The sequence below is a fragment of the Opitutus sp. sgz309028 genome, from assembly GCF_059821195.1.
The window spans coordinates 53,939-67,057 of sequence record NZ_JCAMRR010000008.1 but is presented as its reverse complement, the minus strand read 5'-3'; the positions used below and the strand labels follow the sequence as shown (position 1 = coordinate 67,057).

7 protein-coding genes are annotated in these 13,119 nt (G+C 65.6%); all 7 read right to left on the bottom strand.

Translation table 11 applies throughout. The features are described 5' to 3' along the window. Position 1: 1 nt before the first annotated feature. Entirely contained in the window at positions 2 to 1,516 is a 1,515-nt protein-coding gene (locus tag AC6RV7_RS20825) for an MFS transporter (protein ID WP_500096136.1), read from the bottom strand. 18 nt (positions 1,517 to 1,534) lie between these two features. Further along, entirely contained in the window at positions 1,535 to 2,335 is an 801-nt protein-coding gene (locus tag AC6RV7_RS20820; protein WP_500096135.1) for an HAD family hydrolase, read from the bottom strand. 237 nt (positions 2,336 to 2,572) lie between these two features. After that, positions 2,573 to 6,331, bottom strand: coding sequence for a TonB-dependent receptor plug domain-containing protein (locus AC6RV7_RS20815; RefSeq protein ID WP_500096134.1), 3,759 nt, complete (start codon positions 6,329 to 6,331; stop codon positions 2,573 to 2,575). 222 nt (positions 6,332 to 6,553) lie between these two features. Continuing rightward, the gene (locus tag AC6RV7_RS20810) at positions 6,554 to 8,086 is read right to left on the bottom strand and encodes an RtcB family protein (protein ID WP_500096133.1); all 1,533 of its coding nucleotides are present in this window, start codon (positions 8,084 to 8,086) and stop codon (positions 6,554 to 6,556) included. A 63-nt stretch (positions 8,087 to 8,149) separates the two neighbouring features. Continuing rightward, positions 8,150 to 9,400: an MFS transporter gene (locus AC6RV7_RS20805; RefSeq protein ID WP_500096132.1), complete on the bottom strand. Its 1,251-nt coding sequence runs from the start codon at positions 9,398 to 9,400 to the stop codon at positions 8,150 to 8,152. 110 nt (positions 9,401 to 9,510) lie between these two features. After that, on the bottom strand, positions 9,511 to 10,449 hold the full coding sequence (locus AC6RV7_RS20800) for a dihydrodipicolinate synthase family protein (RefSeq protein WP_500096131.1): 939 nt from the start codon (positions 10,447 to 10,449) through the stop codon (positions 9,511 to 9,513). 252 nt (positions 10,450 to 10,701) lie between these two features. Further along, positions 10,702 to 12,996 (bottom strand): TonB-dependent siderophore receptor, encoded by a 2,295-nt coding sequence (locus tag AC6RV7_RS20795; protein ID WP_500096130.1) that lies wholly within the window; start codon positions 12,994 to 12,996, stop codon positions 10,702 to 10,704. Positions 12,997 to 13,119: the final 123 nt, after the last annotated feature.

The following is a 13,119-nucleotide window of genomic DNA, read 5'->3' as shown; positions in this document are numbered from 1 at the left end:
GTTACGCCGCCGCTGCGCCCCGGGCGTCCTTCACCCGCAGCATGAGTCCGGCGGCGACAATCATCGAAACGCCTCCGAGCAGGAGCGCGTCGATCGCCTGTCCGCCGAACGCCGTGCGGACCAGCAGGCCCAGCAGCGCCGCGGCTATGATCTGCGGGATGACGATGAAGAAATTGAACATGCCCATGTAGACGCCGATCTTCCGATACGGCACCACGCTGCTCAGAATCGCGTAGGGCATCGTGAGCAGGCTCGCCCACGCGATCCCAAGGCCGATCATCGAAACGATGAGCCATTGCGGATCGCGGAAGAAATACATCGAACCGAGTCCGCAGCCCCCGATGACCAGACAAACGACGTGGGTCTTCACCCGGCTCAAGCGCCGCGCCATCGGCGGCAAGGCGAACGCGACCAGCGCGGCCACGCCGTTGTAAACCGACATCAGCACGCCGACCCAGTTGGCGCCTTCGTTATAGAGAGCGGTGCGCGGATCGGCGCTGCCGAAATGATGACTCGCCACGGCGGCGGTCGCGTAGATGAAGAACGCGAACAGCGCGAACCAGGTGAACATCTGCGCGAGCGCCAGCTGCCGCATCGGACCCGGCATGTTGTTGAAATCATACATCAACTCCACGAGCCCGTGGCGTCGGCCGTGTTTATAGCGATAGGCGGCGACGAGCTGCAGCAGTCCGTAGCACACCGCGCCGAACGAAAGTATATACAGGCCGCGGTCCCATTTCAGCGCGTAGAGCAATACGGTGAAGCCCAGCCCGCCGACCAGCAACGCCCAGCCGCCCGCGGTGTAGCGCCGGGCGTCGAGCGTGACGTGGTTGTTTTCACCGCCCGGCGAAACCTCGGTCTCACCGTGAAACGCCCGCTGCTGCTCCGGCGAGTATTCCTTCACCGTCAGGATCGTCCACATGACGGTCGCGAAATAGACGATGCCGCCGAGGGCGAACGACCATTTTACCGACGCGGGCACCTGGCCTTCCGGTGCGGTATTGGCGACGTCGAAGACGTTGGTGAGCAGATACGGCAGCAGCGAACCGATCACGGAGCTGGCGCCGATGAAGAACGTCTGCACCGCGAAACCCGTCGTGCGCTGCTCGTCGGGCAGCATGTCGCCAACGAATGCGCGCATCGGCTCCATGGTGAGGTTGATCGACGCGTCCATGATCCAGAGCATGCCGGCGGCGAACCAGAGCGCGGGCGAGTTGGGCATCACGAGCAGCGCGAGCGAGGCGAGGATCGCGCCGGCGAGGAAATACGGTTTGCGGCGTCCGAGCCGGTTCCAGGTCTTGTCGCTCATGTAGCCGACGATCGGCTGGACGACGAGGCCGGTGACCGGGCCGGCGATCCACAGGAGCGGGATCTCGTCCACGTGGGCGCCGAGCGTTTCGAAGATGCGGCTGACGTTCGCGTTTTGGAGCGCGAAACCGAATTGGATTCCGACATAGCCGAAGCTCATGTTCCAGAGCTGCCAGAATCCGAGGCGGGGTTTTTGGGAGGTAAGCATGGGGATGCGCCGCGAGCCTCACCGCCCCGCCGCCTTGAGGCGAACCTGCAGGTTGATCTCCGCGAGATCGATTTCGGCCAGGTCGGAAACGATCACATCGGCGCCGTTTTCCCGCAGCTCGCGGGCGTTGTCGGCGCGGGCCACGCCGACGACGAGCGCGAATCCGCCGCGCGCGCCGGCCTGCACACCGGACACGGCGTCCTCAAACACGACCGCCCGCGCGCAGGAAACGCCCAGGTCCATGCAGGCGGCGGCGAAGATGTCCGGGTGCGGCTTCCCTTGAAGTCCCCGCTTTTCGGATACGAGACCGTCGACCACGGTCGCGAACAACGACGTCGTGGCCGAACGGCCGAGAATGACGGCGGCGTTGCGGCTCGAGGTGGCGAGGCCGATCCGGATGCCGGCGGCGCGGAGCGCGTGGATCAACGCGATCGTCGATTCGTAAACGCGCACGCCCTCTGCGGCCACGATGGCGTTGAAGAGTTCGTTTTTCCGATTGCCGAGCCCGCAGACGGTTTCGGCGCCGGCGGGATCGGTCGCCGATCCGAACGGCAGGACGATGCCGCGCGAGGCGAGGAAGGCGGCGACGCCTTGGTAGCGCGGCTTGCCGTCGACGTGACGCAGATAGTCCTGCGTCGGCGAGAACGGCGTGAACGGCTCGCTGCGGGTTTCCGCGCGGCGGCGGAGAAACTCGTCGAACATCCGCTGCCACGCCGCCGCGTGCACGGCCGCCGTATCGGTGACGACACCGTCCATGTCGAAAAGGGCGGCGTCGAACGCGAGCGGTTCGCGGCGAGGCGTGGTCGCAGGTTGAGGCATGAGCAGGTTCACGGAGGGGGATCCGGCGTGAGGTTGTAGGGCGGGGTCTCCCGACCCCGCCGTGGTGCGATGCAGTGACGCGGTGAACACAGCGCCGCGGAGCGGTCGGTGAGTTGCACCGACCGGGAAGAGTGACCTGACTTTACATTGAGCGCTGGCCGGACCCTGCAGCGGTGCTGCAGCGGCGGGGGTCGGGAGACCCCGCCCTACAAGCATGCCGTTCGCGATCGGTCCGGCTCAGAACTCGAACGTGTTGGTGAGATAGAACGCCTGCCCGGTGACGATGCGGTAGGCGGCGGGCGTGCCGTTGGGTTGATAGGTGATCGGGATCAGGCCTTTGTCCTGGAAGGCGTCGCGGACATTCAGCTGGATGCGCCAGCGCAGCTTTTCCGACAGCTTGCGCGTGTAGCCCGCCCACAGGTCGACGTTGGTCTCGGAGGGACCGCGATAGGGATTGTTCAGATCATACTCGACCGTGGTCGGGTCGTCCGGATTGCCGGTGGGCGGATAGCCGAGGATGACGCTGCTTTGATAACGCAGGCCGGCGCCGACGTTCACGCCCTTCAGCCAACCCGAGGTGAAGTCGTAGTTCGTGATCAGGTTGAAGCGCCACTCGCGCAGCTCGGGCACGGTCGTGTTTTCGACGAGTTGCGCGAGACGCCACTCGCTGCCGGGCGCGGCGACGAGGCCTTCGCCGTCGAACCAGTTCTTGCCGGCGGTCACGACGTCCTCCGTGCCCCAGTAGTGGTGCAGCTTGGACACGCCGTCGGTGACCTTCAGCGCCTCGGCGACGAGGTTCATGAACTGGCGCATGTTGGCATTGCCGATGTTGGTGCGGCGGGCGTCGGTCTTGCTGGCGTTGGCGATGATGCGCCAGTTTTCCGTCGGCTGGGCGCTGATCTCGATTTCCCAGCCCTTGGAAACGTTGTCCTCGGTGATCGCGAAGCCGGTCGGCACGGTGTAGCTCGTCTCGCGCGTGGACGGCCCGAAATCGCCGAACGTATCGATGCGCCAGGCATCCCAGAAACGCGGATCGACGGCGCGCTGGAACGCGCGGGTGTTGTCGAGGATCTTCTTCTCGGTCGCCGGCGAAACGACCCAGCTGCCGTCGTTCGAGACCACGTCACCGGGGAGCAGCGCGCGGTTGGCGGCGAAGTAGTGGAAGTTGTAGCGCATCGGATCGCCGCCCGTGTTGGTGTTGAAGATATCCGTGTCCTCACCGCGAGCGCCCGCGGCGGTGGCATCGTAGCCCCAGGGCTTGATGTTATATTGAAACACGTTCGCGAAGTTCTGCGTGAGCTGCATCCAGTTGCCGATCGAAGCGGCGTTGATCTGCGTGCTCGTCGCGTTGGTGTTGGTCGTGACGTAGCGGTTCACGCGCAGCGAGAAACGACCGTCCTTGGTTTCGATGCGGATGCCTTTGTCGACGGTCTTGCCGGCCGGCGCGGGTAGTTGCTCGCCGTAGATGTCGACGCGGCTCGAGTCCGGTTTGAAGTTGGTCGAGCGGTTGTAATACAGGCTGACCTCGAACGGCAGCCGCTCGGTCGCGCGGCGAAGGAAAGGCAGCTCGCCGAGATGCGCCACGAAGCTGTAGGACTTCGACTCGACCTCGACGCGCTGGCCGTCGCCGGGGAGTTTGTAGTAGTTTGGACTGAGGTTCACCGCGCCGCGGTCCTGCGTGACGGGAAAGTCGCTCGGCGACATGTCGAACGCCCACGACTTGGCGATGTCCTTGCGCCAGCCGATCGTGCTCACGAACGCGCGATCCAGCCAGCGGCCCTGCCACACGACGGCTTGCGATTCGGTGGTGGCTTTCGTGAGCGTGGCGCGCGTGGTGAGGCGGTCGCGGTTCGCGTCCGACGCATCGGCGTCGACGAGATTGAGCGTGGTGGAACTCCAGCCGACGTAGTTCGCCGGATTTTCCGACTGGGTCGTGGCGCCGGTGGCCGAGCCCGGAAGGTAAAAACCGTTCTGCCACGGGTCGCCCGGATTGACGGAGCTGTTCCACGTCGAGTTGAAGTAGCGGATCGGGCCGCTGGTCATCGTGGTGTTGCCGCTGACGGCGGGCAGGTGGGCGTTGGCGAGCGGTTTTCCGAGGAGCGATTCGCCGAGGTAAACGACCTGCGTGGGAATCAACGCGCCGTTGAAGCGCTGGTCGGTGCGGCCCGAAAGCGTGTAGTAGGCGTCGTCGAAGATGCCGTAGCGCTGCCACGTGCGCGCATCGCTTTCGACGGTGTCCTTGGCAACGAGGCCCGTGACCGTGTGGACGCCGAGCGCGCGCCGGATCCAGGTGTTGCCGTTCTCCTGAAAATCGTATTTCGCGAACACCGTGGCGCGCAGGGATTCGCGCTCGTTGGCCAGCGAGCGGTTGCTCCAGGCGTTGTTGGAGGAGACGAACGCGCGGCCGACATTGGGATTCGGGGTGCCGTTCGAGTAAGGCTCGCCGCCCGGGGTCAGGCCGAGATCGGGCGATCCGTCGCCGTAGACGGCCATGGGATCGATCTGGAGGCGCACATCGCCCGGCAGCAGCGCGCGCTGGCCGTTGTCGTAACGCTCCTGCGAGTAATCGAGCGAGATGCCGAGGCGGTTGCGGAGATAGGTCTGCGAGATGTTCAGGGTGCCAACGTCGAAGTTCTGCCACTCGCGCTTCGTGTCGCCGTCGATGAGACGATTGTAGAAATCGAAGATCGAGGCGTCGGTCAGCAGGTTGTTTTTCCAGAGACCGGCCTTCGAGAACGGCGCGCCGGAGTTGATCGCCCATTGGGCGGTGCCTTGCAACGAAACCCAGCCGTTGTCGGGCATCGCGGCGATGCCGCCGTCGACGGCGCCGTTGGCGCCGAGTCCGCCGGCGACGAACGCGCCGATGATGTCCGTCACCATCGCGGACTGGTTGCCGCCGGACATGAAGACGGTTGGGCCGGCGCGCCCGGACGGAAATCCAAAGGTGCCGAGATACGGCTGGTAGGCGGGATTCTTCGGACCGGAGGCGAGGTTCACGCGGAACTGGCCGTGATTGGGCCGGCCGGAGAGATGATCAAAGGCTTGGAACTGGTTGTAAGTCGCCTGATTCATCTGCGTGAACCACGGCGTGATCGCGTCCGACGGCGGCAGCATGCGCGGGTTGTTGCTGTCGATGCTGCCGGTTTCGAAGTTGGCCTTGATCGAGGTAAACGTGTCGCCGCGATTCAGCGCTTTGGGCTCGTAACGCAGCGCCGCATACAGGCGGCGGTCGTCGGAGAACGCGGAATCCTGCCGGTATTTTTCATCGTCGCCGAGGAGCGCGAGGCGGAACGCGAGCTCGCCGCGCAGGAGCTCGCGGTTGACGTCGAGCGTGGCGCGCGCGCTGCCGTAGTTGTCGAAGCGAAACTCGGCGGAGCCGAAGTTGCGGAACTGCGCGCTCTTCAGGCCGGTGTTGATGATGCCGGCGGGGCTGCCCTGGCCGAAGAGGATGGAGTTGGCGCCGCGCTGCAGGTCGACGCGATCGACGTTGTAGGCATCCCACGGCACATCGGACCGGAAGAAATCGCGCGTGTTGTCGGCGGCGGCGAGGCCACGCAGGCGGGTGTTTTCGTTGGGCCGCAGCGTGTCTTCGTTCAGCTGGGCGGCGTCGCCCGCACCCGCGAAGTTGCCGCGCAGGCCGCCGACTTCGGTGCCGGTCGTGTATTGGAGCAGCGACGTGTTGTCGGTCGCGCCGGTGTCGCGGAGAAACTGCGTGGTGACCACCTGGACGGCGGCGCCAACGTCGCGCAGCTGGGTGTTGAGGCGGTTGCCCGCGAGCGTGGTAGCGGTGTTGTAGCTGTTGGGCGCGGAGGCCGAAACTTCGAACGGAGAAAGCACGACCACCTCCTCGCTCGTCGTGGCGTCGGACGGAGCCGGCGCGGTCTGCGCCTGGACCGGCAAGGCGGCACAGAGGGACAGCAGGAAGGAAATCGAACGGCGTGAAACGAGGGGAAAATCGGTGCCGGAACGCAAGGAGGCACGATGTAGGGGACGCATGGGGTTGCTCGGTTTCATAGGGTAGATGAAGCGACAGAACTCGGCCAAAAAATGGCTTGGGTGGGGTGAACGCCCTCACCGATACCGCATCGCCCCCGCGGAGCTATCTTCGCGGAGCGCAAACGTTGCGCTACGTAGGTCCGGCAGCCCTACGCCTGACCGTGACCCGCGGCTACATGAGCGCCGCGGAGGCGTTTCGTCCGGGCCTCGCAGCGCGCGGCCCTACTCCTCGTTATTCGCCGTCCACTCGCGGCGCGCCGCTTTGCTGGCGGCGCGTTTTTCGCGGCGCTTGCGCGCCCAGGGCGGTTCCGGGGCGTCGCCGGCCATGATGCAGCCAAGCGGCTGGATTTCGCCGACGACGCTCGCGAGGCGGAAGCGCTCGATCTGCGCTTTCACTTTCGTGGCGTCCTTGTAGCCGAGCGGCGTTTCCGACAGATCGGGCGCGCCGTTGAACCAGCGGATGTCGAGCCCGCCCGTCGTCTCCGCCAGCACCTGCTTCACGCGCGCCGGTTCGATCTCGCCGTCGGCATCGCGAAACGGCGCGAGCATGGCGCGACGCGAGAGATTGCGGCCGGCGCCGTGCGGCGCGAAGGACAGAAACTCGTCGTTGTCGCCACCGAGCACGATGAGGATTTCGCGCGCCATGTTCAGCGGAATCAGCCCGAGCAGCGGCCGGCCGTCCGCATCGCGCCAGGCCGGCGTCGCGCCTTTGCCATGGTAAAACGAATCCCCGCGCCGCCACACGAAATTGTGCTCGTTGCCAAACTGCAGGAGCGGGCGCTGCCCGACGCGATGGAGAAACTCCTCGTGGATGAGCGCGTGATTCTCCCGCGTCCAGCGGCCGATGTAGCCCAGCGCTTCCCAATACGCCCGACCCTCCGCCGCGTCGGCCGGCAGCCACGCCGCCGCGTCGGGAATGCTCGTCGCGTGCCGCCGCATCCACGCCTGCGCCGCGAGTTGCCCGCGCTTGTAAACATCCGCCCCGAGCCCGCGCGAACCGTGGTGCGTCACGAGGACATGAAAAGCGCCGTCGCGTCGCGCAATTGCCTCGGCGATGCCGGCGTGCCCGGCAGCCGCGATCGCCTGCTGCTGCGCCGGCGTGAACGTCACCCGGCCGATGTAGGCAAAATGATTTCCGTCACCCTGCGTGCCGAGAAACTCGCGCGCGCGGGTTTCCAAACCCGAGAGGAAGGGGTTGTCCCATACGGGTTCCTCGAGCACCGGCGAGGTCAGCTGGCGTCCGCGCGCCCGCCCACCCGCGCCGAAATGCGTGGCCGCCCACAACCGGTCCATCAATTCGCGCACCGGCTGGTTGTCCGCAAAGAAGCTCGCGAACATCGAGCAGCAGATGTCCGCGGAATGCGCGCCGGGGATGATCGCATTCTCCACTTCGATCGCGCCGCCGACCGGAATGGTCGCCACGCCTGCGCCGGCCGGGCAGGTGTCCGGCATCAGCGCGCCGCGTTTCACGACCGGCACGTGCAACAGCTCCGTCATGCGCGCGCGGGCCGCCGCGACGCTGGCGGTCTCGGCGGGCGTTTCGGCCTCAACGGCTTCAGTGAAGCCCGCCGGCTTGGCGCGCAGTTCCGCGCGCGGCGCCTCCTTCGGATAATCCGCCTCGAGCGCGGCCAGCACGCCGGGACGATCGAGACCGGTCGCCTGTAGTTCGCGCGCCCGCCGCAGAATCGCGCCGAGCCGCGGATCCTCGCGCCACCCGGCGGCGAGCAGGTCGCGGGCCTTGATATCCATGCTCATGGGCTCAACCTGAGCCCGACCGCGCCCGTGTCGAGCGGGCGCGGAGAAATCCGGAGTCGCGCCCTACCCCTTCGCCGCCGAATCCTGACCCGGCCGGATCAACAACACGAGGAAGACGGACAGCAGCGCGACGCCGGCAAACGCGCCGAAGATCAAATCGAGCGGCACATGCCGGTCGCGCAAGGCGCCGAAGCCCCAATCGCCAAAACCGCCGCAGCTGATGCTGACGAGATTCATGATGCCGTAGCCCGTCGCCCGCCACTCGGGTCGCGCGATCTGACTCAGGATCGGCATGTTGTTGCAGTCGAAAAATCCCCAGCCGAGACCGAAGATCATCAAGCCCACGATCGCGACGCCGAGCGTCGGCGCGTGTCCCACGCTGAACAGCGCGGGGAGAAACATCACCATGCCGATCGCGCTGGTGAAGATGCGGCCTCGCGGCGTCCACCTCATCCACCGATCCGCGAGAAATCCGCCGATGATCACCCCGACGATGGACGCGACCTGCACATACAGGATCGCACTGACGCCCGCCTTGCCCTGGCCGAGGTTGAACTTCTCGCGCAGGATCTCGGGCATCCAGTCGCGGACCACCCAGCCGGCGATGGCCGGCAGCGTGAAATACAGGACGAGCAGGATGAAATTGCGATTGCCCAGGAGTCCGCGCACCACGCCCTTCATCGGCGCGGCGACAGCGGGTTCCGCAGACGATTCGACAACCCGCTTTTTCGGGTCACGCAGGGCCGCGAGCAATGGCAACGCGTAGATGACGCCGATCATGCCGCAGGTCGAAAAGGCCCAGCGCCAGCCGTGATCCGGAGAATCCGCCACATAGCCCGCGAATCCACCGAGGATCTGTCCGAGATAAATGCCCATCTGGTGCACGCCGATGGCGCGCGATTTCGTGCTGCCGAAGTGATACTCGGAAATCAGCGCCAGTGCCGCCGGAATATAGAACGCCTCGCTGATGCCCATCAGCGCGCGCGCGGCCACGAGTTCCTCGAACGACGTCACGTGGCCCGTCCACCACGTCACCACCGACCACATGAACAGACTGCCGCAAATCACCCAGCGCTTGCTGAAGCGATCCGCGATGTAACCCCCGAGCGGGCTGAGCACCGCATACGTCCACTTGAAGCAACCGAGGATGAGCCCCCAGTCGGCCTTGTTGGCGATGCTGGGAATGTCGCCCACCATCGACGCCTTCATCGTGGCCAGCATCTGACGGTCGAGGTAGTTGAGCAGCGCGACGGGCGCGAGCATCGCCACGACCAGCCAGGCGTAGCGTCGGAAGGTGACTGAGGAGGACTCCATGATGGGCAAAAAGGTGGGGACGGGCGGCGGTTTCTACGCGACGCGGAGCCAATGCCATGGCCCCCGCGACGCGAGCCCGCAATAACGCGAACGCCAGGTTCGCGGGTTCGTCACGACGACGCGGCCACCTGGCCCGCCGGTTCGAGCTTCCATTCGGCGAAACGGTCGCGCAGTTCGCGAACGATCTCCGCATACAACGCGCGCGATTCCGGCGAGACCACCGCCTTCGGCGTGCCGGTGGGGAATCCGCGGGCTTCCATGCCGGCGGCGACATTCAGCGGGAACGTCAGCCGGTCGATGATTTTGCCGATCTCGCGCAAGCGCTCGACCGCCGGGCTGACGTCACCCGGCGCGCCGTCGTGGCAAACTCGATACAGATGCAGCATCAATTCCGGAGCGATGTTGACCAGGCCGCCGATGCAGCCATCGGCGCCGAGCGCGAACACCTCCGGCAGGCGCGTGTCGGCGCCGGAGAAGACGGAGAAATTCTTCTCGCGCGCGAGCTGGATGAGCTCGCGGTGATACTCGAACTCGCCGCCGCTTTGCTTGATGCCGGCCATGCGAGCGCGGGCCGAGAAGGCGGCCACCGTTTCGAGATGGATGCGCGTGCCGGTGAGCTCGGGGAAATTGTAGAGAAACGTCGGCAACTGCGAGGCATCCGCGGCGTGGAGAAAATGCGCGAGCGCATCGGCCTGCGTCGACGGGTAGAATCCCGGAGTCATGATCGCGATCGCCGGCAGGCCGAGCTGGCGGGCGAAGCGTCCGAGCTCGGCGACAACCCCCGGCCGGATGTCGCTGACATTGGCGATCACCGGCAGCGGCGCGGCGAGCTCGGCGACGAGCGCGAGCGCGCGCTTGCGCTGCTCGAGATCGAGCTGCGGGAACTCGCCGGTGCTGCCGAGCGCGAGGACGCCGTGGACGCCTTGCCGCTTGAGGAACGCGAGATTCGCGCCCAGTTCGCGGGTCAGCAGATTGCCTTCGGCGTCGGCCGGCAGCCAGAGCGCGGCGAGAATGCCTTTGCGGGGATAAGTTTCAGAGGACGTTGCCATGGAAAAAAGCGCCGGGAGGCGCGAAAAGAAACGGAAAGCGGAAAGGCGGCGGGGAGCGGCGGCGGCTCCGGCGCGATGTGCTGAATTTTAGGATACGCGACGCCGGCCCCCGTCGCGCCGGCGACCGGCGCCGGAAGAAATCCGGCGGGAGGATCGCAGGCGCGGAGGAGAGACATGGGAGCAAGCGAGGCAGGAGAAGAATCCGCCGGGCCGGACCATGATGCCCACCGGCCCGGCGGATGAACTATCCCCCTAGAATTGGGTGGAGGCGCTGAACCGGTAGGTGCGCGGCGGCTGGTCGCGCGTGACGAGGAAGGGATCGTTGCCGATGTTCGTCACCATCAGGTCGAAGTTGTAGTTACGCCAACGATACGAGACGCCGGCGTCATAGCTCTGCTGCGACTCCGGGAGCGCGGTGAGGCCGAGGCCGGTGAGCTGGGTGTAGAGCGGGCCGATCGCGGAGACGCCGGCCTTCACTTCCCAACCCTGCTCGCGGGCGTCGCGGAAGCTGTATTTCGCGAAGACATTCAGGTTCCAGTCCGGCGCGAAGCGCAGCGGGATGCGCGGATTCGCGGCGGCGGTCCAGCCCTGCGCGTTCTGCTGGCCGGTGAAGCCCTGCGACGTGTCCATCTGCGTGTAGTTGGCGATGATGCTCAGGCGGCTGGTGATGCTGCCGTAGGCGCTCAGCTCGAAACCCTTGGATTGCGCGCCCGAGATCTCGGTCTGGGTGCCGTAGGTGACCTGCTGGCCCTGCGAAATGCCGTTGGCGAGGACGTTGATGACGCTGCCGGTCTTGGTCATCTCCCAATACGCGGCTGAGGCCGAGAGGCGGCCGCCGAAGAACTCGCCCTTCAGGCCGAGCTCCTTGAGGTCGGTGATGGGGCTGACGGTGAAGAATTCGTCGAGACGCGGATCGCCGGCGAGCAGGCCGTTGTAGCGGCGGATGTTGCGGGTGGGATCGGTTTGCACGCTCTTGACCGCGTAGGTCGCGAGTTGCGGGGTGAGCTTCACCGTGACGCCGTAGCGATAGGAATTCAGCGTGGTGTTGGCGCTGCCGGAGATGGCGCCGGTTACGAGATTGCGCGTCGACGTGACGTCGTGGTCGGAGCGCAGGCCGCCGGTGACGATCACGCGATCCTCGAGGAAGTTGAGGTCCTGCTGCGCATACATACCGAAGCCGTAGGATTTGGTCCGGCTGTAGGAGGTGCGGGTGAGATTGCTCACGTTCCGGCCGCTGTAGAAATCGCCGCTGTAGCCGGCGGCCTTGATCGCGGCCATGCTGAGGGTGTTGAAGGGCGCGTCCGGAACCCCCGTGTAGTTGGCGGTGCGGCTGTAGGAATCGTCGTAGGAGTAGCCGACCATCGTCGTGCCGCTGAGCCAGGAAAGCGGCCGGTATTTGGCGATGAGGTCACCTTGCGTCGTGGTCGCGCGCCGCCAGCCGTCGCTGCCGGTGTATTGGGAGTTCACGATCGTCTTCGTGTTGTCCTCGCCGGTGAACGCGAACGAGCGGCTGCCGAAGTAGCGGAGATTCGCGACCTGCCGGAAATAGAGCCAGTCGCTGAACTGATGCGTGAAGAAGAGCGTGGCGTTCGCGACCTTCTCCTCGTCGGCGGAGCCGGGGCCCGCGATGTTGAAATCGTAGGGCAGGTTGAGGGCCGTGATCGGATCGGTGGCCTTGTCGAACTGCGGAATGAGCCGGCGCAGCTTCGAGGGATAGAGCGCGAAGCCGTGACCCTCTTCGCGCGACGGCGTGCTGAGGTTCAGCAGTTCGGCGACGAACACGAGATCCGTCTTCGGCGTGATCTGCCACTTGAACGACGGATACAGCGCGAAGTTCCGATTCTTCTGGAACGCGATGTAGTCGTCACCCTCCTCCCAGGAACCGGCGAAACGGGCGCCGAACTTGCCCGGCACGAGCGCGAGATTGGTGTCGAACTCCGCGCGATGGGAGAACGCGTCGTATTCGTTGGCGGCGAAGGCGTATTTCGCGAAGGTGTTGTTCGAATTCAGCTCGGGCTTCTTGAGGATGAAGTTGAGCAGGCCCGTGCCGCCGGCGCGGCCTTGCACGGCGGAAGGCGGCCCCTTCACGACCTCGAGACGCTCGTAGCCGACGAGATCGCGCTTGCTGTTGCCCATGCGCACGCCGTCGACCGCGATCGACCCGTTGGTTTCGAAACCGCGGAGATTGACGCCGTCGCCGGACCCGGCGTGGCGGTTGCGCACGTAGACATTGGCCACGTAGCGGAACGACTGGTCGAAGGTGGTCGCGCCAACGTCGTTCCAGAATTCCTTGGTGACGATGTCGACGGTCTGCGGGATTTCGATGAGCGGCGTGTTGGTGCGCGTCGCCGTGGAGGCGGACGTGACCTTGTAGCCGTTGCTGCTCTCGGCGGTGACGGAGAGCGGCTGAAGTTTCACGACTTCGTCTGCACGATCCGCGGCGGCGGAGTCCGGGCCCGTCGTCTGGGCACCGAGCGGCAGCACCAACGCCGGAAGGATCAAAAGACTCCGGCGAAGGAAGCGAGGGTTATGGGTGTTCGGGGTCATAGGGAACTAGCAGTGTGCTTAACCGATTTACTTAGTTGCAAGTTGCCGGCGGTGCCGGCGGGGTTTCCTCGCTAGGCCACGAGGTTCATCGCGAAATGCTAAATGGATTTAGCAGTGTCAATC

Coding starts and splice junctions, on each gene's coding strand:
- AC6RV7_RS20825 (WP_500096136.1), bottom strand. CDS start 1,516: ATGCTTACCTCCCAAAAACCCCGCCTCGGATTCTGGCAGCTCTGGAAC.
- AC6RV7_RS20795 (WP_500096130.1), bottom strand. CDS start 12,996: ATGACCCCGAACACCCATAACCCTCGCTTCCTTCGCCGGAGTCTTTTG.
- AC6RV7_RS20800 (WP_500096131.1), bottom strand. CDS start 10,449: ATGGCAACGTCCTCTGAAACTTATCCCCGCAAAGGCATTCTCGCCGCG.
- AC6RV7_RS20820 (WP_500096135.1), bottom strand. CDS start 2,335: ATGCCTCAACCTGCGACCACGCCTCGCCGCGAACCGCTCGCGTTCGAC.
- AC6RV7_RS20815 (WP_500096134.1), bottom strand. CDS start 6,331: ATGCGTCCCCTACATCGTGCCTCCTTGCGTTCCGGCACCGATTTTCCC.
- AC6RV7_RS20805 (WP_500096132.1), bottom strand. CDS start 9,400: ATGGAGTCCTCCTCAGTCACCTTCCGACGCTACGCCTGGCTGGTCGTG.
- AC6RV7_RS20810 (WP_500096133.1), bottom strand. CDS start 8,086: ATGAGCATGGATATCAAGGCCCGCGACCTGCTCGCCGCCGGGTGGCGC.